Raw genomic sequence first — 24137 nt, 5'->3', positions numbered from 1 at the left:
TAAAGCACCCCATATTCTACTAGAGAACATACCTTGATACAATCAAATTTGCGCGAGAAAAACACATATATCTTTCGACAACAAAGGTGGTCTTTGTTACCAAGAGTTTACCCGTTTTTTCCTCTTCTCAACATGAAAGCCTCCTTTTTCAAAAAAGGAGGCTTTCAGTGTGTTTATCCAAATCGAACAGGAACAAGTGAAGGAATCAAATACTCTCCGACAATGCTCCAGAGTAGTGCAATGATGACAAGCTCCACCAATAAAAAGATCCAGCCCGCATACATCAAATCACCGCGCACCGCTTCATGCTCCGATTGAATCGAGCGAAAGAGTACGATCGCAATCAACTGGAGACCAAAAAACATCATCACAGATAAAATGACCGTCACATATGGAATATTCATCATGGCAAATACAAGCCAAAGGATGGATAAAACCAAAACCGGCACAAGGGCGGCACCAAACTTCATGATCACTTCTTTCAGTGATATGTTTCCTTTTAGCATGTACTTTCCGAGTAACCAGACGGTAAGCATCATCAATGTCAACAGGATGAGTGTAAAGACCGCTATCCTCAAAAAGGCGTCACCAAAAGAGTAATGAATGCCAAAGCCTAATAAACGGGTCTTTGACGCCTTTAATTGAACATAGTTGCCTAAAGCAAAAAACACGCTGAATAACACAATCGAGATCCAGGCGTACTTCATCCGTAATGTTTCCGCTTGATTGATGGCCCGGCTCGGTGATTTTAACATCGCAAGTCCATATGAGCCATAGCGCTTAAACGCGCCTCCTACACCTTGCAGCATACGCTGAATGGCAGAACGCTCATCAGCCGCTGCTGCTTTTGCTTTCGAGGTTCTTCCACGTTTTGCGGCACTTCTGCTGAGGCGGGATTGCCTCGTTTCTTGATCTATTGATGGCTCTTCATTTTTTAAGTCTGATGTACTTTGCTCTTGATCTTTTTCTAACATTCATATCAACTCCTATCCAGCACAATCCAAACAGGCTCATACGAATGTCCTGTTCGGATGACTCCTCTTAAAGTAGCGGAGTCTCTCTGTTCAGTCAAGATGCCTTGACGTTCATACGAATAGACGGATAAAGGGCAGCAGAGGTTTTAAAATGGTAAGAAAATTAGACAAAACAAAAAAACAGCAGCTTCCATGAGCTACTGCTTCAGCGTGTAGACAAACCCTCGCATTCTTTGTCAGTCCTGCGCGCTGATGCTCACGAATGTCAAATTCGCTCCGCGTCAGTGCTCGTCCTTTCTAGACTGCAAAGGTTTTCTATCACACTGAAAAAAGAAGACAAAGGGTTAAAATAAAGATCATTTTAACCCTTTGTCAACAATTAATGATTTAAGAAAGCAAAGTAAAGAATAAAGATCACAAACAATCCGTACATAATCGGATGTACTTCTTTGGCTTTCCCTTTAAAGATCATCGTAATCGGGTAGAAAATAAAGCCAACCGCAATCCCTGTTGCAATACTGTATGTGAGTGGCATCATAATCATCGTTAAGAAGGCTGGTACGGCAATTTCAAAACGATCCCAGGCAATCTTCGCAAGCGGAGCGACCATCAGTGCACCGACAATGATTAAAGCAGGTGCTGTCACATTCGATGTAACGATGGATAATAGCGGCGAGAAGAACATCGCAAGTAAGAAGAAAATACCTGTTACGACAGCTGCAAATCCAGAACGCGCACCAGCAGCTACACCTGAGCTGGATTCAACATAAGATGTCGTTGTGGATGTTCCAAGGACAGAACCTACAACGATTGAAGATGAATCCGCCAGAAGTGCTCTTCCTGCACGCGGCAGCTCATTATTTTTCATTAAACCAGCTTGGGTTGCAACAGCCACAAGCGTTCCTGCTGTATCAAAGAACCCAACGAATAAGAACGTTAAAATCACGACAAGCATTTGAATTGAGAAAATTTCTGGTAAATGAATCAAGGCTTGGCCAAAGGTTGGAGATAAGCTTGGAATACTTCCCACAATTTGCGTCGGTACTGGTACAAGACCAACGATCATTCCTGCAATAGCTGTCACAAGCATCCCGATGAAGACACCTGCATTCACTCGAAGAACCATTAAAATGACAGTCACAACGATACCAAACACCGTTAATAAGACAGGGCCACTGTGAATGTTTCCAATCGAAACGAGCGTATTATCATTATTGGCGATAATGCCAGAGCCTTGCAGACCGACAAACGTAATGAACAAACCAATACCCGCACCAACCGCCAGCTTCAGCTCAGCCGGAATGGCATTGATGATTTTTTCACGGAAACCTGTTAAAGAAAGGGCAACAAAGATCAATCCTGAAACAAACACACCAGAAAGTGCTGCTTCCCATGTGATGCCCATGCCAAGAACAACCGAGAAGGCGAAGAAGGCATTCAAACCCATACCTGGTGCAATCGCAATCGGATACCTGGCAATCAACCCCATCAGAATACACCCTGCGGCAGAGGCTAACGCCGTCGCTGTAAAGACAGCGCCCTGATCAATTCGTAATTTATCTGGAAAATCCGGTACTGCTACTAAAGCAAGTGTGATCGGATTGACAAACAAAATGTAAGCCATCGACAAAAATGTGGTTAAACCACCGATGATTTCTCTGCGGTAATTCGTTCCTAACTCATCAAACTGAAAAAACTGTTTCAAAGCCAACTGACTCCCTTCATGTCCTTTTGCTTTAGTCTGTCCCATTCACAAGTCAAATAAAAAACGCCCCAACAGTTTTGGGACGCTTGACTACAAGTGTGAATTCAGACCGTGACATAAAACAAGAACAATGCATGATTTATATCAAACGAGTGTGAATTGACGTAGTCAAGCCATTTACGGTAGCTTGGTAGAAACTTGCGGGCCATATCCCCGCGATTATACGACTTCTATCTATTTGATTTCTGTGTCTATTGTACCAACTTCATTTTTAAAACACAATACAAAAAGCGAACAATTTTCAAAGAAATGTCCGCTTCATTCGTCTTATTACACGAATTTGGAAAACCACATCTAGTTCTTTATACACCCTTCTCTAAATCCTTCTCTTTTACAAAAACCGTTTCGGCCACATGGAAAAACTCTTTCACTGCCGGAGAAGCTTGGGAGAGAGAAGGACAGGCGAGCGCAACCTCACGATGATGAGACACATTCAGCTGACGAATGTGCACAAGCTGCTGCGTTTTTAAAAACAACTCAGGGCCTATCGTGACACCAAGCCCTTCCCCGACCATACGAGCAATAGTCGTACAATCATGTACTTCAAATAAAGTAGCCGGCTTCAATTGGGCCTCAGAAAAAATATCCTCTACATGTGATTGATACATGCCAGTCGGCATAATAAAAGGTTCATCCGCCAAATCTGTTATGTCTACAATGGGCTGCTGGTGGAATCGATGATGAGGATGATAAGCGACCACCATCTCATCTTTGATCAGCGGCAGCAAGTCGAAGGCTTCATCCGCATGGCCTTTCACAACAAATCCAACATCAATAATGCCAGAATCCAGCCACTCCAATATTTCTTCATACGTCCCCTCATAAAATTTAAATTCGATTTTCGGATGCTTTTTCTGATAGCTTACAAGCAGCTTAGGCAATAAACAAGCAGATGCACTGGCAAATGTACCGATACGAATCAAGCCTGTTTCAATATTTTTCGTTAACGCAATTTCTTGCTGGATCTTCTCCATCCTATTTAACACTTCTCTAATATGCGGGAGAAGAGTTTGACCGATGTCCGTCAGCATAATGCCCTTTTTTCGGTCGCGAATGAATAAAGACACACCCCACTCCGTTTCTAAACTTGCCACTGCATGACTCACGGCGGACTGCGTCATATTTAATGCTTCAGCTGCTGCGGTAAAACTGCCAAGCTCCACCACTTTTGCGATAATATCAAAGCGAACAAAGCTCATGAGTATTCACTCATCCCCTTCATGAAAAACATCAATTTTACTTATGTTAGCACGGAATTTAAACTAAATACAACGTATCAAAATGAAGGAAGGGTTCAAAAATGAAAAACACATCTCATCAGCTATTGATTATTCTTTTAGCTGTCGGTTCATTTGTCACAGGCACTTCAGAATTCGTCGTGTCTGGCATTCTAGATATAATTGCAGTTGATTTACACATCTCCATTCCTGCTGCCGGGCAGCTTATCACCGTTTACTCTCTATTTTATGCAGTAGGCGCTCTCTTTTTAGTCATGGCAACATCGAAATTGAACCGAAAAAAGGTTCTGTTATCGGCTATTTTTGTGTTTATTTTAGGCAATGTGGTCGCCTTTTTTAGCCATCACTTTGTGCTGCTCCTGCTATCTCGAGTCATCATGGCCATGAGCGGCGGCTTATATATTGTGGTCGCCACGAATTATGCAGCGCAGATCGCCCCTCCAGAAAAAAAAGGAAGCGCGATGGCGACGGTCATTACTGGTTTTACCGTTTCACTCGTACTTGGTGTTCCTATTGGCACATTTCTATCAGGTCATGTGGATTGGCACTATATTTTTCTCATCATTGCGCTAGGTACTGCTTGTCTCTTGGTCCTGCTTTATCAATTACTGCCACGAATGGAGGGACATTCACATCTGCCATTGAAGCAGCAATTACACATCCTTCAAGACCGCAGGGTGATCAGCGGCTTAGCCACGACCGTCTTTTGGATCTTAGGCTACACAATGGTATTCGCTTATATCTCTCCTTTATTACGACAGACCGCAGGCTTTTCTCTTGAAATGACAAGTATTTCCTTACTTATATTAGGAATTGCTGCTTTTATAGGCTCACGCTTTGGCGGCTTCGCCGTTGATCAATGGGGGCCAAACCGAACCATCTCGATCAGCATCATGATCCAGATGTTCGCTCTCTTTGCCTTATTTTTTACGCAATTCTCTACAATTAGTGTCTTGATCACACTAGCCATATGGGGCATCGCTACATGGACGACAACTCCAGCGAAGCAGTTTTACCTCATCTCTCTAAAACCCCAAGCATCAGAAACCGTGCTGAGTTTTAATACAGCGATTATGAATATCGGCATGATGCTCGGATCGTCAATCGGCGGTGTGATTATACAGTATACAAACGTAACGAATCTAAGCTGGATTGGCGGTTTAGCCAGTTTTGTCGCATTCATGTTGATTCGGTACTCGTTCTATCGTAATCGGCTGGTCCAAAAGCAGACAAAAAGCGAACATGTATAACCATGTTCGCTCTTTTATTTATTGACTAGCGTAGTGAAAAATGGAGTCGAAAGAGCAACTTGAACTTTTGATATAATGGAAGAAATATCTACAAAAAGGAGTATGTCGATCTACTTTTTTATTTCCGCTTACTACGAAGTTCAATGAGTGCTAGTGTATTGTCATTGAAAAAGAACTCCAAAATGATACCGTTTGATTGATCTTGATATTGTATACCTTTGCTATACCCTTCGACAAACCAGAGCTTCTTGAATTGATCTCCATATGTTTGTATCACAGATGAATAATCTTCTCCAATTTTAACTCCCTTAGATGTTTGAAGATTTTTTTGTGTTGAGTGATTGTAAATAGTTATAACTCGATCATGTTGATCAACTGATACGACAAAATCTTGATTTTCTTTTTCCATATAGACCGTCTGTTTAGGATGAGAGAATTGAGAATTCTCCACAAAATTATGATCTCCCTTGAATGTTTGACCGATCTTAAAATGACCTATTGATTCATCTGTTAAAGCGATAGAGTAAAAATTAAAAAACATTGCTATCCAAACAACTAGTACGGTTCCTCCTAAAACAGAACCTACTATCACTAACACTTTAGAACGAATGATTCCCTTTTTAAATAAATAGATCACTAAAGTTACGGCGATCATCACGAAAACAAATGTGATTAGAAATATACCCATTTCTCTTATCCTCTTCCTCTTTAGTATAATTCGCATGTAATTGATTCCCACGATGATAATTTCATATTATACCAAAGCATTCAACAAATCCGACCAACACAGGTATAATTTAAATAAAATAAACAATAGGAGATAAATATGACTAGACATAAATTGATATTTCCACAATCATTTCCAACAATACATACCGAAAGACTAATCTTAAAACAAGCAACAAGCGAAGATGCTGAGGATATGCATATCTATTTATCCAATGAAACCGTGTGCCGCTACATGGGCATTGATGTTCATAAAACAATCGAAGACACAAAAGGAGAAATCAAGTGGTATGACAATATCTTCAAAGAACAAACAGGCATCCGGTGGGGCATTTCTCTAAAAGACAATCCAGCCATTATCGGCAGCTGCGGCTTTCTCAATCTAGAAAAACAGCACTGCCGCACGGAAATCGGCTATGAATTACATCACGATCATTGGAGAAAAGGCATTATGAAGGAAGCCATTGCTGCGGTGTTACGATATGGATTTCAGGAGATGAACCTGAACCGGATTGAAGCCATCATTGATCCAGCAAACACGTCTTCTGTTCAATTATTGGAGAAGTTTGATTTTGTACGAGAAGGTTTATTGAGGGAGTATGATCTTGGTCAACATGGGTTTGATGATGTGTTTATGTATTCGATTTTGAAGAGGGATTTTGAAACAAAATAGAATTCATTAAGTCTTGCATATTCATTTGATCATACTATATAAAGTCATAACGGACCAAGGAAAAACAAATACTTTTTTCATTCAAAATCACAACCCGAATATGCTCCGTCACATTTACGAGCTAAACCCATATATTGAAAACTTGTCTAGCAAATTGAACATTCAGCACCCTTTCTCCCTCGGAAAGATTCGGAGAAGAAAGGTGTGCTAAAGTGCTATTACAACGAAATTTTATATATAAAAAGTGTCTATAGAATGATAAAACCCTAAAGTAACAAATGTCTCCAATACTGAATGGCATGTAACCTATATAAGTAAATAATCGAGAAATAAACCAGTAGCAAAACATACACGTTCATATCAATCAGAAATATAAAGTAGTTCTTGTCATCGGTTCGAGAGTGTGATTCAACAGCTTGGAGAATCACTAGAGTCAAGAAAAAGGGCGTCATTGGGAGATTTCAAGAACTATTTTGTAACTTCAAGTGATTTTGAACTACTTCCTTAATTCACTAAATATTTTTTTATATGAGGAGAAAATAGAGTATACAATTATTTTTCTTTTCAACCAAGCTGTAAACTGTGTTTTTATTGAATAATTTGGAATATCTAATTTAACCTCGTTATCTTTGATTATTTTTGAAGTTATATCATTATTTAATAAAAGGTTTTCATAATCTTCTCCGCCGTAATACGAGCATGCAACTAAATTCTTATATTCCATTGGGTATTCTTCTTTAATTAATTTTCTATAAATAGATTTTGCTTTCAATTTATTTTTCGTTATTTTTCTATTAATTAATAAACCACCTATAATATAAGATATTGTAAATGCAGTTATTCCTAAACTTATCATTGAAGTCAACTGACTCGAAACTTCTTTCAACAAAAAGTGATTAATCACATCTACTAGATCAGGATTATCCAAAATAATGTTTTTTAATGTATCCGAGATGTCAGTCTCTTTTTTTACAGTTTCAATAGTTAATAAATATTTTCCGGATTTGATATAACTAGAAAAATAGAACAACAAAATTGGACTTAACAGTGCAGCTGAAATTGTTGTAAATGAACTAATTAATACTGTCTTTCCATTTAATTTCCTTAAAATATGAACTGGAAAAGCATATGTTAACGCAGAATACAGTATCACTGTAGTAAATAAGTAAGTCAAAAATCCAACGAAATAAGGTAAAGAATTAATTATTGGATGCAAAAAGAAAAAGTAGATGAAAGCATTAATAATTGGTATCAAAACATATGTAGCTGTTGTATATTTATAAACTAAACCTGCTATTATACCCCCATAACCAATAATTAATACAAAACTGATGCTGATGATAGTGAATAAATTCACAATTTCTGATTTACCTAAAAAATGTTCAAGTAAACTTCGTATTGCTATGATGTTAACTAATGAAATAAAAAATGTCCCCACCGCTGCATCACGGAATAAATTAAAGATATACTGTCTCTTCTCTAAATCAATATATTTATTATCATCTGTAATATAATAATATTTTAATTGATTTAACTTTTTCAGCTCAACAAAGAGAGTATTGATGTTTCTAGTAATGGGTTTTCTATTCACCCAAATTAGCCATAAACTAATTAATACAACATAAATACTAGACAACAAATACAATTTTTTTGACAATAAAAAAATTAGTATACACAAATAAATAAAAAGAATTAATGTATTGAATGAATTTCCAGCTCTACTTTCTCTTTTCATATAAATTCCTCCTACTAATACTAATTAAAATATAAAGCAAAAAGTAAATACTTCTCCATTTATTTTATCGACTACTCTTTTTTATGTTCAAGAAAGATTTCTTAGTGTAAATCGCATCCGCTTCCCGTACGATTTCAAGTTCTTCTTCAGAAACTCCACCCAGTACACGGATACCCAGTCCTAAACCTAGGACTAGAAGGTCCATTCTAAAATTACAACATAGCACAAAAAGTCAAATTTCCTACAAAGCATTTCCGCTATACTAAACTCGTAAGGCAAGGAGGTGCTCGGTTGTCCTATCAAGAACATGAGAAAACGATTCAAGAAACATTGAATTATATTGAACAGCATCTGAAAGATGATTTACCATTTCAAACTCTAGCGAAACACGCTGGTTATTCTAGGTTTCACTTTCACCGTATATTCAAAAAAGTGATTAAGAAGTCAGTTGTCGATTATATAAGGGAACGTCGAATGACCCAAGCGGCGAAGGATTTAATTCATACGGACCAAAGGGTGATTGACATTGCATTGCAGTATCGATTTGGTTCACAGGAATCCTTCACTAGAGCCTTTAAGAAGATCTATGATATGTCACCCGCACGTTATCGGAGATTACTAAGGAATGTCATTGATAAGGAGGAAATGAATATGGCTGCAAATAAGAACACACCTACCGGCTGGATTATGACGGGAGAAACACCATCTGACTATGAAACAGGTTTGGATGACAGAATTGTACACAGTGGTACGTACTCCGCTTACCTGAAGTCAAAGGATGAAAAAGCACGAGGATTTGCGACCTTGATGCAGCAAATTAAGTCTGATCGTTACCGTGGAGAACGCCTTCAATTTTCTGCTTTTGTCAAAAGCGAAGATGTGAAAGGTTCAGCTGGTTTATGGATGAGGATTGACCATTCTTCAGGTGAAGTTCTTGCGTTTGACAACATGATGAACCGTCCCATTACAGGAACAAACGGCTGGAATCATTTTAGTGTAGTATTGGATGTTCCAGTCAAAAGTGAAGTCATTGCGTTTGGCATATTACTACATGGTCCAGGTCACATTTGGATGGACGAACTTAGTTTTAAAATTGTAGATGAAAGTGTGCCAGTGACAGAACAAAATACCGTGGATCATTTAGAGGATGAACCAGTGAATTTAAATTTTGAAGGCTAGCAGACTGAATTTAAGAGGAGGTTAATTGCCATGAAAAAAATTGGTGCGATTTTATTGTTCGCTATGAATTCACTCACCTTTATTTGTGGCCTTGGAATTTTATTTGGTGAAGAGGATTAAAGATAAGCACCCATAGAACAAAAAAAATCAATTAAAAAAGATATCCCTATCACTATCTCTTTTTTGTAGACTTGGTATAATAGAAAAAATCAGAAAAATTAGAATGCGATGATAAGGAATAGTACTTGCCGAAATGTTTTCAGAAAGTTGCTGGTTGATGAGAAGCAATAACAAAAAGGTAGGGAACTCACCTTAGAGTAGCCTTAGTGAAATGAAAAGTATTGATGTAGTTAAGGTCGGCACCCCACCGTTATATGGGAAGGATATAAGATATAACAATCTGTATCCGAATAAGGGCATGATAATGTATGGTTATCATGAAACAGGGGTGGTACCGCGTAAGAAGAAGTCTTTCGTCTCCAAGTTAAATCTTGGAGATGATAGGCTTTTTTTATATTCCAATTACAGGAGGAATCGATTATGTTTAACCACAAAAAATACGAAAAGAAATACTTTTTGCCACCGAACCTTACTTATGATTGGGTGAAGAAAGAAACATTAGAAAGTGCTCCGATATGGTGCAGTGTGGACTTACGGGATGGAAATCAAGCATTACCTATTCCTATGAATTTAGAAGAAAAATTGGAAATGTTTCAGTTACTAGTAGAGATAGGTTTTAAAGAAATTGAAATCGCATTTCCAGCTGCTTCTGATACGGAGTTTAGGCTATTACGGACACTGATTGATCATCATATGATTCCAGACGATGTCACGATTATGGTGATCACACAAGCGAGAGAGCATATTATCCGCCGAACCTTCGAAGCCATTAAGGGAGTACCGAAAGCGATTGTTCATTTATATAATTCGACTTCAGAAGCGCAGCGCAGACAGGTATTTAAGAAAACAAAAGATGAAATTAAACAAATTGCCATTGATGGAGCTATTTTAGTAAAAGAACTGGCCGAAAAAACAAATAGTGATATTTATTTTCAATATAGTCCTGAAAGCTTTCCAGGAACAGAAGTTGATTATGCGTTAGATATTTGTAATAGTGTTTTAGATATTTGGAAACCGACACCAAATCATAAAGCGATCATCAATATTCCGACAACAGTTGAATATTCAATGCCTCATATCTTTGCAAGTCAGATTGAGTATATACACAAAAATCTGTCTTACCGAGACAGTGTGACATTATCTGTTCATCCTCATAATGACCGTGGCTCTGGGGTGAGTGATGCAGAATTTGGTGCTCTAGCTGGCGCAGAAAGAGTCGAAGGTACATTATTTGGTATCGGTGAACGTACAGGGAATGTAGACTTAATTACCTTGGCGATGAATATGTATTCACAAGGTTATGATCCAAAATTGAATTTCAATAACCTAGAAGCTATTCGTAAAAAATATGAAAAACTAACAAAAATCACTGTTCCCGAGAGGCAGCCCTATTCTGGGGAGATGGTTTTCACCGCATTCTCTGGTTCACATCAAGATGCGATATCTAAAGGTATGAAATATAGAAAAGAAAATAAAGTTGATAAATGGGACGTTCCGTATATCCCAGTAGATCCAGTTGACTTGGGTAGGAATTATCAAACGGATGTGATTCGAATCAATAGCCAGTCTGGAAAAGGCGGCATAGGCTATATACTAGAAACAAATTATGGCATTCAACTTCCTTATCAAATGAACGAAGCCATGGGATATGAAGCGAAGAAAGTATCTGATCAGGCAAGTAAGGAATTGTCTGTCGAAGAAATATATCATGTTTTTAAAGAACAGTATGTTGATTATCACCCTCATTTCCAGCTGCTTGATTATCAATTTCATAAAGGAGAGAAGCAGGAAGTCACCTTAACTTTGCTGAGAGATAATCAACAAATTGAAATACAAGGAACTGGCACTGGAAGTTTAGATGCCATCAGTAATGCGTTAAAAGCATATTTTCATCTCGAGTATGTTTTGGAAGTCTATGAACAGAATTCTTTGGGCAAAGATTCCCAAGCAAAAGCCTGTGCACAGATTGGAATTTCATATCAAGGAAAAATGCATTGGGGTGCTGGAATTGATAAAGATATTATAGAAGCAACAGTGAAGGCCCTGGTGGTTGCAGTAAATAAACTAGAGGTTTGGATGTAGATGGAAAAAGATAAACTTGAAAAACATGAAGTGATGCAATATTTAAGAGAATATAACGAGCAAGAAATCTTTTATCAACAATACCAACAGAAAAAGCATGACAATCAATCATTGCAATTATTTTTGAAGGATTATGATAAACACAATTTAATGCATAAGCAAATATATATAGAAGAATTTTTGCAAAAAGGGCAGAACGAATTTGAAAAGGAAGATACCATGTGGTTAGATCAGGAGAAAGATATCGAAGTGAGAAAGTATAGCCGTTTTATGCCTCAATTGTCGGCTATCCATGATTTCTTTGAAATGATCTATGTTCTGGAAAATGAGATGTATGTAGAAGTGGAAGACAAAAAAATGACTTTAAAATCAGGAGATATTGCCTTTATTCCACCTGACACCATACACAAGCCAATTGTAATGGAGAATACAATCGCCATGCAAATCATGATCCGTAAGAGTACTTTTCAAAAAGTGTTTTTTAAAATGTTAAAAGGAAATAATGTCATTTCAGAATTCTTTTTGAATGCATTGTATATAAAAGAAAATAAAAATATTCTTATTTTCCATAGTCACTTGGATAAACATTTGCTAGACTGCTCTCTTCAACTATTTACAGAAAATTATAATCGGTTTCCTAGTTACCAGTTGATTATGAATAATTTGTTTGAGATATTATTATGTCTCTTATTAAGATTCAAACCAAGTCATATGAACGTAAATCAGGTCAAACAATATCGTGATATACGTATTATTCAAATGCTCCAATATATTCAGCAATGTTGTGAGCATATCACCATCCAGGAGATGGCAGAGAAATTTAACCTTTCACAATCTTATCTGTCAAAATATATAGCTCGTAAGCTTGGCAAATCATTTAGTGAGATTAGACAAGAAATAAGATTGGAAAAAGCCTGCGAAATGCTCACTGGCAGCAATTCACAAGTAGATCATATTGCGGCAGCCGTTGGTTATCAAAATGTAGAGCATTTCATTCGTTTATTTAAGAGAAAGTATCACCTAACACCACATCAATATCGATTAAATAATAGATAATAAAGAGGGAGAAATGATAATGTCCATCAAACAAGTAAAAGATTATTTTAAACAATATGATATGGATACTCGAATTCAAGAATTTTCAGTGTCTAGTGCCACCGTAGACTTGGCTGCTTCTGCATTGGGCTGCGAACCTGAAAGAATCGCAAAAACACTCTCCTTTCTAGTAAATGGACAAGCTATTTTAGTTGTGACCTCTGGCGATGCAAAAGTTGATAACAAAAAATTCAAGGAATATTTTAAAACAAAAGCTAAAATGCTTTCTCCTCATGAGGTCGTTGACTTGGTCGGTCATGAAATTGGCGGAGTATGTCCTTTTGCTTTAAAGAATGGCGTTTCTGTTTATTTAGATATTTCACTAAAACGTTTTGAGACAGTCTATCCAGCCTGCGGGAGCAGTAACAGTGCTATTGAACTCACAATAAAACAATTAGAAAAATACTCCGGTTATTCACAATGGATTGATGTGTGTAAGGGATGGAATGATGAATGAACACATGAAGACGGAAGGGAAAAGTACAGTTAAAAATAAAAAAGAGCTAGAAACCATTGATACACAAAGGTTTCTAGCTCTTTTACAATTATTCCCACTCAATCGTAGCAGGCGGCTTACTCGTAATATCATACACCACGCGGTTAATATGCTTCACTTCATTCACGATACGAGTTGAGATCTTTTCAAGCACATCCCAAGGGATTCTTGCCCAGTCACTCGTCATCCCATCAATCGAAGTAACAGCACGGATACCGATTGTGTAGTCGTATGTTCTTGCGTCACCCATGACGCCTACGCTGCGGATGTCTGGGAGAACCGTGAAGTATTGCCAGATGTCGCGCTCAAGGCCGAAGTTGGCAATTTCTTCGCGTAGAATCGCATCCGATTCACGGACGATTTCTAGTTTTTCTTCAGAAATTTCACCTAGTACACGGATACCTAGTCCTGGACCTGGGAATGGCTGTCTCCAGACGATGTCGTCAGGAATGCCCAGCTCTGAACCTAGGGCACGGACTTCATCCTTGAATAGTGTATTCAAAGGCTCAATCAATTCGAACTGCATGTCTTCTGGAAGACCGCCTACGTTGTGGTGAGATTTGATTGTTTGTGCCGTTGCTGTTCCGCTCTCAATGATGTCTGTATAAAGTGTTCCTTGTGCTAAGTAGTCGATTCCTTTTAGCTTGTCCGATTCATCATCGAATACATAGATGAATTCGTTACCGATGATTTTACGTTTTTGCTCAGGATCAGATACACCTTTTAGCTTATTTAAGAAACGATCTTTCGCATCTACTTTAATCACGTTCATGTTGAAACCTTCGCTAAATGTTTTCATAACCCCTTCTGCTTCGCCTTTGCGAAGAAGACCGTGGTCAACGAAAATACATGTCAGCTGATCGCCGATTGCTTTGTGGATCAATACCGCCACAACAGATGAATCCACACCGCCGCTTAGTGCGCACAATACTTGCTTGTCGCCTACTGTTTCACGGATTTTCTGCATTTCGATTTCAATGAAGTTCTCCATTGACCATTTGCCACCGCAGTCACACACGCCGAAGACAAAGTTTTTCAATAGGTCATTTCCGTACTCAGAGTGACGAACCTCTGGGTGGAACTGAACACCATAAAAATTCTTCTCAGCTAAGCTCATCGCTGAGTTTGGACAATGTGCACTTGTTGCATCAACTGTAAAGCCTTCTGGTACTTCAACAACGAGGTCACCATGGCTCATCCAAACGACTTGATCAGTCGGAAGGTCTTTGAATAAAGCAGGCGTTCCATTAATGTGGATATCTGCTTTTCCATATTCACGCTGGCTTGCTGCTTCTACTTTCCCGCCTAAATAGTGAGTCATGAGCTGCATGCCGTAGCAAATGCCTAGAACCGGAATGTCTAGATCAAAAATCTTTTCATCACAGCGGAAAGATCCTTCATCATAAACACTGTTCGGTCCGCCAGAAAGGATGATTCCTTTAGGCGCCATTTCTTTAATTTCTTCAGCAGTTAAAGTGTGCGGATGAAGCTCACTGTACACACCAAATTCACGAATACGGCGTGTGATCAGCTGATTGTACTGACTGCCGAAATCTAGAACCAAAATCATTTCATTTACTAAATTTGTCATGGTGTCACCTCTATGTCCAATATAGTTTTTTATAAACGCACAGAAAAAATGAGAGGAGAAAACCTGCTCTCAGTGTGAATCACGCTTTTGAAGCGCCCAGACTCACATCCGAACGCTTCAATTTCATGTATTTTAGAAGGTTTTAATATTCACCTATTCTAACAACAGGAAGGTACGGGGTCAAGACTATCTCCTGTTTATTAAATTTTCCCATAACTTTGCCGATTGCCGCCAAAGCACCGACGCATCCTCTCGTCGATAGAGTGCCCGCTCATAGAACTGCGTCAGCTCTGACATGCGATGATCTCCATGCTTGTCATCGATCAATGAAGCAAATTCTCTTAGCGTCATGCCAGGTTTTTTCTCAATTCCCCTGCGCTTCAGCTGCTTTAATAGAGCAGCATACGCATAGAAGAATGCTTCCTCCTCTGGCAGACCTTTCACCTTTCTCACAATAAAGAATGGCAGCCATCTTGCTCTGAATCGATAAAGTAGCCAGCTCATCAACCCTAGAAGGACCATAGATCCTGCCGCAAATCCCAAGATCGAACCAACATGCACCATACTTGGCTTTGCTTGTGCTGTTTGTTTCTTTGGTTCTGCCGGCTGCTCTGTCTCCTGCTGCTGCGGCTGTTCTGCCGGCTGATCTTCGCGTGCATCAGAGCTAGGCTGATCTTCTTTCTTTTGATCATCCGTTTGATCGCTTGAAACGGCTTCATTCGTAAATGTCTCTGGGTTCGTAAATCCTTTTGTCGGTTCGAAGGTGACCCAGCCTCTGTTTGGAAAATAAACCTCTACCCATGAATGCGCATTGTTATTGGTCACTTCATACACATTGTCTCCATCCATCTGTGTTTCATATAACTGACCTGACGTATACCCTTTCACCCATCTCGCCGGAATCCCGATCGAACGAAGCATCACAATCATAGAGGATGAAAAGTTATCACAGTAGCCGACCATCGTATCAAATAAAAATTGGTCTACATAATCTTCATTACGACCAGGCACAGCGACATTTTGCGTTTCATATGAAAACTTCGCAGATCCTAAATAATCCTCGATCGCTTTGGTTTTATCATACATATTATCCTTCGTTTCCGTTAAGCTGTTTGCCAGCGTCTTCACACGCTCTGGCAATGAGGAAGGAAGCTGCAAGTATTCACGGCCAACCTCCTGATTTACCTGCTTCTTTGTTGGCACTTTAATCCTCTGCAAATCCTCAAGGATAAATGTAGGAGATAAGAAGGTGACTTGGTAGTTCCCTAAATTTTTCGGCGGATTTTGACTGGATGGGACAATTTTTTCCGTTTTCCCCATCATTTGCAGCGGAATATTTTCCATTGGCATCAGAGTGATCGTCCCAATCGGATAGACAGCATGATTAAATCGATAGTCAGATTCCATATCGACTCTCGTTTCGTGCACCTCTGTTTTTACACGCTCGGTAAACCACCGATTTGGCACATCGTCGTCCTTTAGCCGAGTAGGCTTTGTATCATTTGAGGCATCCTCCCAGCCCTTTCCTGTGTAGATGCTTTTTGTTTCGACACGAAAGTAAGATGGCTTCTTTCCGCTCCATTTAAAGACCGGTGTGCGATCCTCACTAAACGGTCCGCCAAGCGATGAATCATCTGTACTATATCCCACTTTATTCTGCCCGGCTGTACCATCTTGATTCGTGACCGCCTTAAAAAACGGGACAGGATCAGGCCATTTCGGATCAGACTTTGGCAAAGAAGCGCCGAGTGCCGCTGATAGAAGAACGAGCGCCAACATGGGCAAAAACCATTTTAGACGCGCCTTCTGTGACACCCGGATGCCTTCAGCCGAACGCAGTCGATCGAAATACAGCAACCCAAGCAAACAAAAACCAAACACCATAATGCGAACGATCGCAAAGGCAGCATTATATGGCGTAAACGTATCCAGAATCGTGACATACACAATCGTCATGAGTAAAAAGAAAAAGATACGCTGCTGATAGACCACCCAATAATGAAGCAAGTAGACAAGCAGCCACAGCAAAATATAAAACAATAATGTGCGGAAGGAGGGGTACATGTCACTCCACATGCCTGTGCTCATGAAGGTGATATTATCTTTGATATCAGCAAATAATGCAGCCGGATAGCTTGGCTCTGCTTGATAAAAGATCAAATATAAGGCGAGCAAGATCATGCCAGTACAAATAGGAAACGTCACATACCACTTCAAACGAAAGAATGTAAACAAACACGTAAGCCCTATAAAAATGATGAAATAAGACGTATGACTCGTCTCTGTAAAATCTTGAAGCGGACGAAGCCACTCCCAAAGCAGCAGAAATGCTACAGCATAATAGATGAACAACTCAAAACGGCTTTGCCGCTGATGCGTATGCAGCATAAATGTTTGTCACCTCACAGTTCTTTCGTGCAGCCGGTCTTCAAATAAAAGGGTCGTGCGTATTCCAGATGCCTTGAGCCGGTCTACAAGCTGTTTTTCTTTTGTCGTGAATCGATCTAAAGCTCTCTTCACTAAAAGAACAGTGATGTTCTTTCTGTTTCGATTTCCAAGCAGGCTCGCAGCAAGCTCTTCTTGCAGCTGACCCGTGACGACATATTTTCCAGAGTGCTGGTACTCACTCGCTGCTAACGCCTTATATTCTTGTGCGCGAGAAGGTTGATGCTGCACCCTTGTTAAATAATAGAGCATGTCCTGTAAATGAAGTTCTCCTTGATCCACTCGAAAGGCATGCTGATCTCCTAGAGGTACAAAACCTGAAGGCACCCCTTTTTTCACTGCCGTTTGGAGAACAGAAGCTGTAATAGACACGACGGTCTCAAAAACCGCTTCATCTGTAAAATCAGCAAACACGACAAGATCCTTTGTTTGATTCTGTTCAAATTCCTTCGTCATCAGCTGATCCCTTCTAGCCGTCGTCTTCCAGTCCACCCAAGCAAAACGGTCTCCTTGCTGGTATTCCCGCACGCCTGTTGTCACATGGGTCGGTTCATTGAACCACGAGTGAACCGCTTTGCCTCCATTTTCATTCGCTGACTCAGCTGACTCCACCTGAAGATCCAGCATTTTCGGATAGACAAGCAGCTTTTTTTCTAACAGAATGATCACTTCTTTCTCCACAAAACCAAACATATCACCCGTTTTGATTCGAACCGCTGCCAAATGATGTTCCCCGCGCATGACATCGTTCAATTGATAGGAAAAACGCCACGTTTTTCGAAACCAAGGAAACAGCATTTGCTTCATTTCAATTTGTTCCTGTAAATGAAAGGTGTCCGGCGGATCATCCTCAATCAAGACGTAAACGTATGGAAATGGATTTGTCCGCTTGATTTCAAGGTCAACGGACAGCACGTCTCCCGCCTTCAAGCGGGTTTGCTGTAATGTCCTTTTGGCTGTCGCTCGCAGCGGAATGAGCGCAAACAGCAAAGCATACAAAGTATATGGTAAAAATGCATAAAAAAGGAACCAACTCACAAACCCCCCCTGAAACATGGCATAACAAAAGACTGCCGCAGTGAGGATGATGAGCATCATTACCCGTAACCATAATGAAACAGCGAAACGATGACGTGACTTCATTGAGTCATCGACTTTTGAACTGGCACGCCAATTTGCTCAAGCATTTGTCGCAGCAGTGTCTCCGCCTTCTTCCCTTCATACGTCGCTTCTGATGTCAAAATCATTCGATGCGGCAATGTATATGGCGCCAAATACTGTACATCATCAGGAATCACATAATCTCGCTGATTCAACAGTGCATACGCCTGAGCCGCTTTCATGAGGGCGATCGATCCCCTTGGACTCACACCTAAATAAACAGATGGATGTTGACGCGTCGCTTGAGCGATTTCCACAATATATTCTTTAATGGATGCATCCACATGAATGGTCTGAACAGCTTGCTGCAACGCATGGATATGATCCTTTGTCATCACTGCTTGGAGCGTATTAATCGGGGACTGCTTTTCCTGCAAATTGAGCACCTCCAGCTCCTCCAGCATGGTCGGATACCCCATTTGCAGCTTGAATAAAAACCGGTCCATTTGCGCTTCTGGGAGCGGATAGGTCCCTTCATATTCCACTGGATTCTGCGTCGCCATGACGAAAAAAGGATCCGCAAGCGGCATGGTTTCTCCGTCCACTGTGACACTGCCTTCCTCCATCGCTTCGAGCAATGCCGACTGTGTTTTAGGAGAGGTCCGGTTGATCTCATCAGCCAAAATAATCTGCCCCATAATCGGTCCTTGCCTAAATTCAAATTCATTTGTCTTTTTATTATAAATCGACACACCTGTTACATCTGAAGGCAAAAGGTCAGGAGTGAATTGGATTCGCTTAAACTCACAGCCAATCGATTTTGCCAAAGCACGAACCATCATCGTCTTCCCAACACCAGGCACATCCTCTAGTAGCACATGCCCCTTCGCCAAAATCGCAACAAGGCTTAATATCGCAATGTCTTTTTTCCCAACCATGACTTTATTGATGTTATCTACGATTTTTTGTAAATCTGAATGCATCGGTTCATCAAATGCCATCCTGATCCTCCTATCACGTTTCCGTTAAATTTCATATAGTCTAACTTTACCATACAACGCGCATTTGCATAAAACATCAGCATGTAGAAAAAAGAAGCCTTCTCACGATGGAAAAGACTTCTTCTCTTCTTTTGTCTCACCTGCTGGCTCCATATGAACATGAGAGTGTAAAATATCATGTTCCTTCTTCATTCTACGTTCGATCTCATCTGCAATATCATGGCTTTCTGCAATGTTCAAGTGCGGCTCGACCTCCACTACTACATCCACATGGACCGTACTTCCGAGATACCGTGCCTTAATATCTTTCAAATCGCCCACTCCAGGTGTTGCTTCAATGGTCTCTTTATATTTGGACATATCTTTTATATGAAAACCGTCCGTTAACGAATGAGAAGCATCTCTGAAAATCTCCCACGCCGTTTTACAAATAATGAGGCCAATGACAAACGCTGCAAGCGTATCAATCCATGCCAGCTGAAATTGAGAGGCGATAATCCCTACAAATGTTCCAATACTCACATACGCATCTGATTTATTATCAGCTGCTGCTGCATGAAGAGCCTGGCTATTGATCCGTTTGGACAGATTGCGGTTGTAAATATACACGCCGTACATCACCACAGCACTTCCTGCTGCCGTCCAAGCTGCGATCATATCGGGCGTTTGATGCTCAGATGAGAAGAGCGACCGGCCCGCACTCAGCAGAACCTGAAGTCCAACAAGCATCATAATAAAGGACGCCACAAGAGACGCAATATTCTCTGCTCGAAAATGACCGTATGGATGATCTTCATCAGGCGGCTTTTGAGAAATACGCAGCCCAATCAACACAGCAAGGGATGCAATAATATCCGTCGTATTATTCAATCCATCTGCCGAAAGAGCCTCTGAATGAAACACATACCCAATTAGAAGTTTCACCGCTGATAAGATCACATAGGCAATGATGCTGACCCAAGCACCTGTTTCACCTTGTCTTAATTCGTTATAGCGCTCCATGTCGAACCGCGCCTCCTCACACATCACTTTTCTATTATTTATCTTACAAAGCAAAGCCCGTGTGGGTCTACAGCAACATGATTCGCTTGTGTCAGCAAAATAGGATACATAGAAATGTGTTGACCTAAGTAAACTTATTTTTATAAGGTCAATTGACCTCAAGACCTACTCCCATCAACCTTTTTCCAATTCACTCTGTGATGAACATCTGGCAATATTACTCTTTCTGGAAAATTGTCAGAATAATTTTATTTTGAGAGACAACTTCTCCCCATCCTATCTTATGCTATTTTTAAGAATGAACAGAGGAAAAAGAGGGAACATAATCTCTCAAATCCTTTATACTTTTTAACATCATGTTAAGAGGTTTGAAATGTCAGTTTGATAACCTGTCCAATGCTGAATGACAATTCAGTATGATAAAATTTAAAATATTCTAAAAACAATTTCTCTATGAAGAGAAATGTTTGGAGGTAAAGACATGTCCAACATGACAAACGGTCTTCAAAAAAATCTGAAAACAAGACATATTTCAATGATCTCCATTGCTGGGGTTATTGGCGCAGGGCTATTTGTTGGTAGCGGCGCTGTCATTCATTCTGCAGGGCCTGGAGCCATTCTTTCCTATTCTTTTGCCGGACTTCTGGTGATCTTTATTATGAGAATGCTTGGAGAAATGGCATGCGCCTATCCGACAAGCGGTTCCTTCTCACAATATGCGAGTGATGCCATCGGTCCTTGGGCCGGGTTTACAATTGGCTGGCTTTACTGGTTCTTCTGGGTCATCGTCATCGCCATCGAAGCCATTGCCGGTGCTGCCATTATTCAGTATTGGTATGGAGATGCACCTGTTTGGCTCACAAGTCTTATCCTCACTATCCTCTTAACATTAACGAATATCTTTTCTGTTAAATCTTTTGGCGAATTTGAATACTGGTTCTCATTAATAAAAGTCGTCAGCATTATTCTCTTTCTACTCATCGGTTTTGCATTTATCTTTGGTTTTGGCGGTCATCATACTGCAGGTCTTGCCAATTTAACGGGGAACGGCGGTTTCCTTCCAAATGGATTCAGCTCTGTTTTACTCGGAATTGTCGTCGTCATCTTTTCCTTCATGGGAACCGAGATTGTGGCAATAGCAGCCGGAGAATCAGCAGACCCAGTCAAGTCTGTGACAACAGCTACCCGCTCTGTTGTATGGCGTATCATCGTGTTCTATGTCGGATCCATCGCTGTCGTTGTGACCTTGCTTCCATGGAATTCAGCGAGTATTTTAACAAGCCCGTTCGTTGCGGTATTAGAATACATCGGCGTCCCATCAGCAGCTCAAGTCATGAACGTCATTGTTTTAACAGCCGTTCTATCTTGCTTAAACTCCGGTTTGTACACAACGTCCAGAATGCTTTATTCATTAGCGGAAAGAGGCGAAGCACCGAAACGCTTTATGAAAATCAGCAAACGTGGTGTTCCTGTAGCGGCTACAGTCGCAGGCACCTTCTTTTCCTACATTGCCGTCATGATGAACTACTTTTATCCTGAAACCATCTTTTTGTTCTTAGTCAATGCATCCGGCGCCATTGCCCTTCTTGTCTACTTGGTCATTGCTGTTTCACAATTAAGAATGCGCCGTAAAATCGAAAAAGAAAATCCAGAGCAGCTCAAAATCAAAATGTGGCTGTTCCCATATCTCACGTACTTTACCATTTTGGTCATTTGCGCCATCTTGGCATCGATGCTGTTTATCGAATCAATGAGACCACAGCTCATTTTGACAAGTATCATTACCTTCGGTGTGCTTGCCGCTTATTTCGTCTTTAAACCGAATAAAAAAGTGCCTGCAAATGCAGCGCTTGAAAATAAACACCCGTAATGCTCCCGCTGAAAAGCGGGTTTTTTTATTTTATTCACCTATTTTCATGTCCGCACTTATACTGTATCAAATTGGATTATAAGTGAGGATTAGACGACATGAACCTAGAAAAATTTGTTGACGAGCTTCCAATTCCAGAAGTCGCGAAGCCCGTCAAAAAGAACCCAAGACAAACGTATTATGAAATTGCTATGGAGGAGGTATTCCTAAAAGTTCATAGAGACCTGCCCCCAACCAAGCTATGGACCTATAATGGCAGCTTGCCTGGTCCAACCATTCAAGCGAATCGAAATGAAAAGGTCAAAGTGAAATGGATGAACAAATTGCCACTTAAGCATTTTCTGCCGGTCGATCACACCATTCACGAAGGCCATCATGACGAACCAGAAGTCAAAACCGTCGTTCATTTACATGGCGGCGTCACACCAGCAAGCAGTGACGGCTATCCAGAGGCTTGGTTTTCACGAGACTTTGAAGCAACCGGCCCCTTCTTTGAACGAGAGGTATACGTATACCCAAATCATCAGCAAGCCTGCACATTGTGGTATCACGATCATGCGATGGCATTGACACGATTAAATGTGTACGCCGGCTTAGCTGGGTTTTATTTGATCTCTGATGCGTTTGAAAAGTCCTTAGAGCTGCCGAAAGATGACTATGACATTCCTTTGATGATCATGGACCGTACGTTTCAGGAGGATGGCTCACTGTTTTATCCTAGCAGACCAAACGACACGCCAGAAGACAGTGACCTACCAGACCCATCCATCGTGCCCTTTTTTTGTGGAGAAACGATTTTAGTCAATGGAAAAGTATGGCCTTATTTAGAAGTAGAGCCGCGAAAATACCGCTTTCGTATCTTAAATGCGTCCAATACTAGAACTTACGAGCTGCATCTAGATAACGACGCCACAATCTTGCAAATTGGTTCCGATGGGGGCTTTTTGCCAAGACCTGTTCGCCATCAATCCTTTAGCATCGCACCTGCTGAACGTTTCGATGTCATCATCGACTTTTCAGCTTACGAAAACAAAACGATCACTCTCAAAAATACAGCCGGCTGCGGACAGGATGTGAATCCTGAAACAGATGCGAACATTATGCAATTCAAAGTCACACGTCCGCTAAAAGGGAGAGTACCTAAAACATTACGTCCGATTTTCAAACCGCTGCCAACGCTTCGGCCAAGTCAAGCTGATAGAGAGCGTACACTCACACTTAGCGGAACGCAGGATAAATACGGCCGCCCTATCCTATTGTTGGATAATCAATTTTGGAATGACCCTGTCACCGAAAATCCTCGTCTTGGCAGTCTAGAGGTTTGGTCCATCGTCAATCCAACCAGGGGCACACACCCTATTCATTTGCACCTTGTTCAATTTAGGGTTTTAGACAGAAGACCATTTGATACAGAAGTCTATCAATCGACAGGAGAAATCGTGTATACAGGACCAAACGAAGCGCCTCCTTTACATGAACAAGGCTACAAGGACACCATTCAGGCGCATGCTGGTGAAGTCATTCGGATCGTTGCTCGATTTGTTCCATACAGCGGCCGATATGTGTGGCATTGTCATATTTTAGAGCATGAAGATTATGACATGATGAGGCCGATGGATATCATTTAATAAAAATGAAACCACTCTTCCCGTAAATGCGTAGAAACTTGTATAAAACTTCTGATACACCAAAGGGCTAACGGACATCCATTCATTAGCCCTTTCAAAATGGAATAATAAATCGCATGAATGGTTTCTTTGAGCATTCAACACTTAAAATGTTGACGCAGCAAAC

The 24137-nt window shown here is 40.5% G+C and carries 18 protein-coding genes, 1 pseudogene, 1 riboswitch and 1 other annotated feature; of the genes and pseudogenes, 8 read left to right on the top strand and 11 right to left on the bottom strand.

All coding sequences use genetic code 11. The annotated features are described in order from the left end of the window. Positions 1-173 precede the first annotated feature (173 nt). From ACP7A0_RS12070 to ACP7A0_RS12060, 3 genes are all read right to left on the bottom strand, one after another. Positions 174-974 (bottom strand): hypothetical protein, encoded by an 801-nt coding sequence (locus tag ACP7A0_RS12070; protein WP_375566988.1) that lies wholly within the window; start codon positions 972-974, stop codon positions 174-176. Positions 975-1353: 379 nt separating this feature from the next. Beyond that, complete coding sequence (locus ACP7A0_RS12065; protein ID WP_375566986.1) at positions 1354-2679, bottom strand: NCS2 family permease; 1326 nt, start codon at positions 2677-2679, stop codon at positions 1354-1356. A 145-nt stretch (positions 2680-2824) separates the two neighbouring features. After that, a riboswitch (purine riboswitch) is annotated at positions 2825-2926 on the bottom strand. 115 nt (positions 2927-3041) lie between these two features. Then, positions 3042-3938: a LysR family transcriptional regulator gene (locus ACP7A0_RS12060; RefSeq protein ID WP_034664796.1), complete on the bottom strand. Its 897-nt coding sequence runs from the start codon at positions 3936-3938 to the stop codon at positions 3042-3044. Positions 3939-4039: 101 nt separating this feature from the next. Here ACP7A0_RS12060 and ACP7A0_RS12055 point away from each other — a divergent pair, with 101 nt between their 5' ends. Continuing rightward, positions 4040-5227 (top strand): MFS transporter, encoded by a 1188-nt coding sequence (locus ACP7A0_RS12055; RefSeq protein WP_375566984.1) that lies wholly within the window; start codon positions 4040-4042, stop codon positions 5225-5227. Between the two features lie 118 nt (positions 5228-5345). Here ACP7A0_RS12055 and ACP7A0_RS12050 read toward each other — a convergent pair whose 3' ends face one another. Further along, positions 5346-5915, bottom strand: a complete 570-nt coding sequence (locus tag ACP7A0_RS12050; RefSeq protein WP_034664802.1) for a hypothetical protein — start codon at positions 5913-5915, stop codon at positions 5346-5348. A gap of 138 nt (positions 5916-6053) precedes the next feature. Between ACP7A0_RS12050 and ACP7A0_RS12045 the strand changes: the two genes are divergently transcribed. Beyond that, positions 6054-6626, top strand: coding sequence for a GNAT family N-acetyltransferase (locus tag ACP7A0_RS12045; RefSeq protein ID WP_034664806.1), 573 nt, complete (start codon positions 6054-6056; stop codon positions 6624-6626). A 496-nt stretch (positions 6627-7122) separates the two neighbouring features. Here ACP7A0_RS12045 and ACP7A0_RS12040 read toward each other — a convergent pair whose 3' ends face one another. Continuing rightward, entirely contained in the window at positions 7123-8361 is a 1239-nt protein-coding gene (locus ACP7A0_RS12040; protein ID WP_034664809.1) for a hypothetical protein, read from the bottom strand. A gap of 109 nt (positions 8362-8470) precedes the next feature. Next, positions 8471-8548: pseudogene (locus tag ACP7A0_RS12035) on the bottom strand (hypothetical protein); the annotation flags it as partial. A 104-nt stretch (positions 8549-8652) separates the two neighbouring features. Between ACP7A0_RS12035 and ACP7A0_RS12030 the strand changes: the two are divergent. The 4 genes from ACP7A0_RS12030 to ACP7A0_RS12015 all read left to right on the top strand — a co-directional run bounded on the left by ACP7A0_RS12030 (position 8653) and on the right by ACP7A0_RS12015 (position 13294). Continuing rightward, complete coding sequence (locus tag ACP7A0_RS12030; RefSeq protein WP_375566982.1) at positions 8653-9540, top strand: helix-turn-helix domain-containing protein; 888 nt, start codon at positions 8653-8655, stop codon at positions 9538-9540. 219 nt (positions 9541-9759) lie between these two features. Then, positions 9760-10024 (top strand) — a binding site (T-box leader). A gap of 56 nt (positions 10025-10080) precedes the next feature. Next, positions 10081-11742: a 2-isopropylmalate synthase gene (locus tag ACP7A0_RS12025; protein WP_095286050.1), complete on the top strand. Its 1662-nt coding sequence runs from the start codon at positions 10081-10083 to the stop codon at positions 11740-11742. Then, positions 11743-12798: a helix-turn-helix domain-containing protein gene (locus ACP7A0_RS12020; RefSeq protein ID WP_095286051.1), complete on the top strand. Its 1056-nt coding sequence runs from the start codon at positions 11743-11745 to the stop codon at positions 12796-12798. It begins immediately after the preceding gene. Between the two features lie 19 nt (positions 12799-12817). Beyond that, positions 12818-13294, top strand: a complete 477-nt coding sequence (locus ACP7A0_RS12015; protein WP_106038368.1) for a YbaK/EbsC family protein — start codon at positions 12818-12820, stop codon at positions 13292-13294. A gap of 88 nt (positions 13295-13382) precedes the next feature. Here ACP7A0_RS12015 and guaA read toward each other — a convergent pair whose 3' ends face one another. The 5 genes from guaA to ACP7A0_RS11990 all read right to left on the bottom strand — a co-directional run bounded on the left by guaA (position 13383) and on the right by ACP7A0_RS11990 (position 20473). Beyond that, positions 13383-14924, bottom strand: coding sequence for a glutamine-hydrolyzing GMP synthase (gene guaA / locus ACP7A0_RS12010; RefSeq protein WP_375566977.1), 1542 nt, complete (start codon positions 14922-14924; stop codon positions 13383-13385). Positions 14925-15110: 186 nt separating this feature from the next. Then, positions 15111-17312, bottom strand: coding sequence for a DUF4129 domain-containing transglutaminase family protein (locus tag ACP7A0_RS12005; RefSeq protein WP_106039496.1), 2202 nt, complete (start codon positions 17310-17312; stop codon positions 15111-15113). A 9-nt stretch (positions 17313-17321) separates the two neighbouring features. Beyond that, on the bottom strand, positions 17322-18512 hold the full coding sequence (locus tag ACP7A0_RS12000) for a DUF58 domain-containing protein (RefSeq protein ID WP_106031420.1): 1191 nt from the start codon (positions 18510-18512) through the stop codon (positions 17322-17324). Next, complete coding sequence (locus tag ACP7A0_RS11995; protein ID WP_060595663.1) at positions 18509-19471, bottom strand: AAA family ATPase; 963 nt, start codon at positions 19469-19471, stop codon at positions 18509-18511. The genes ACP7A0_RS12000 and ACP7A0_RS11995 overlap by 4 nt, the downstream gene beginning before the upstream one ends. 102 nt (positions 19472-19573) lie before the next feature. Further along, positions 19574-20473 carry a cation diffusion facilitator family transporter gene (locus ACP7A0_RS11990; RefSeq protein ID WP_060595662.1) on the bottom strand — a complete coding sequence of 300 codons (900 nt, stop codon included), beginning with the start codon at positions 20471-20473 and terminating at the stop codon, positions 19574-19576. A gap of 481 nt (positions 20474-20954) precedes the next feature. Between ACP7A0_RS11990 and gabP the strand changes: the two genes are divergently transcribed. Both gabP and ACP7A0_RS11980 read left to right on the top strand, forming a co-directional pair. Next, a complete protein-coding gene (gene gabP, locus ACP7A0_RS11985) occupies positions 20955-22343 on the top strand; it encodes a GABA permease (protein ID WP_034664831.1) in 1389 nt (462 codons plus the stop codon). Positions 22344-22441: 98 nt separating this feature from the next. Further along, positions 22442-23971, top strand: a complete 1530-nt coding sequence (locus tag ACP7A0_RS11980; RefSeq protein ID WP_106031422.1) for a multicopper oxidase family protein — start codon at positions 22442-22444, stop codon at positions 23969-23971. Positions 23972-24137: the final 166 nt, after the last annotated feature.

It is taken from the genome of Bacillus sp. DWP3-1 (assembly GCF_049896565.1).
Classification (GTDB): domain Bacteria; phylum Bacillota; class Bacilli; order Bacillales; family Bacillaceae; genus Bacillus.
This window is presented reverse-complemented; position numbering and strand designations above follow the sequence as displayed.

What these genes read in the sequence shown, in the direction of transcription:
- ACP7A0_RS12070 (WP_375566988.1), bottom strand. Translation starts at nt 974, where the DNA reads ATGTTAGAAAAAGATCAAGAGCAAAGTACATCAGACTTAAAAAATGAA.
- ACP7A0_RS12060 (WP_034664796.1), bottom strand. Translation starts at nt 3,938, where the DNA reads ATGAGCTTTGTTCGCTTTGATATTATCGCAAAAGTGGTGGAGCTTGGC.
- ACP7A0_RS12055 (WP_375566984.1), top strand. Translation starts at nt 4,040, where the DNA reads ATGAAAAACACATCTCATCAGCTATTGATTATTCTTTTAGCTGTCGGT.
- ACP7A0_RS12050 (WP_034664802.1), bottom strand. Translation starts at nt 5,915, where the DNA reads ATGGGTATATTTCTAATCACATTTGTTTTCGTGATGATCGCCGTAACT.
- ACP7A0_RS12045 (WP_034664806.1), top strand. Translation starts at nt 6,054, where the DNA reads ATGACTAGACATAAATTGATATTTCCACAATCATTTCCAACAATACAT.
- ACP7A0_RS12040 (WP_034664809.1), bottom strand. Translation starts at nt 8,361, where the DNA reads ATGAAAAGAGAAAGTAGAGCTGGAAATTCATTCAATACATTAATTCTT.
- ACP7A0_RS12025 (WP_095286050.1), top strand. Translation starts at nt 10,081, where the DNA reads ATGTTTAACCACAAAAAATACGAAAAGAAATACTTTTTGCCACCGAAC.
- ACP7A0_RS12020 (WP_095286051.1), top strand. Translation starts at nt 11,743, where the DNA reads ATGGAAAAAGATAAACTTGAAAAACATGAAGTGATGCAATATTTAAGA.
- ACP7A0_RS12015 (WP_106038368.1), top strand. Translation starts at nt 12,818, where the DNA reads ATGTCCATCAAACAAGTAAAAGATTATTTTAAACAATATGATATGGAT.
- guaA (WP_375566977.1), bottom strand. Translation starts at nt 14,924, where the DNA reads ATGACAAATTTAGTAAATGAAATGATTTTGGTTCTAGATTTCGGCAGT.
- ACP7A0_RS12005 (WP_106039496.1), bottom strand. Translation starts at nt 17,312, where the DNA reads ATGCTGCATACGCATCAGCGGCAAAGCCGTTTTGAGTTGTTCATCTAT.
- ACP7A0_RS12000 (WP_106031420.1), bottom strand. Translation starts at nt 18,512, where the DNA reads ATGAAGTCACGTCATCGTTTCGCTGTTTCATTATGGTTACGGGTAATG.
- ACP7A0_RS11995 (WP_060595663.1), bottom strand. Translation starts at nt 19,471, where the DNA reads ATGGCATTTGATGAACCGATGCATTCAGATTTACAAAAAATCGTAGAT.
- ACP7A0_RS11990 (WP_060595662.1), bottom strand. Translation starts at nt 20,473, where the DNA reads ATGGAGCGCTATAACGAATTAAGACAAGGTGAAACAGGTGCTTGGGTC.
- gabP (WP_034664831.1), top strand. Translation starts at nt 20,955, where the DNA reads ATGTCCAACATGACAAACGGTCTTCAAAAAAATCTGAAAACAAGACAT.
- ACP7A0_RS11980 (WP_106031422.1), top strand. Translation starts at nt 22,442, where the DNA reads ATGAACCTAGAAAAATTTGTTGACGAGCTTCCAATTCCAGAAGTCGCG.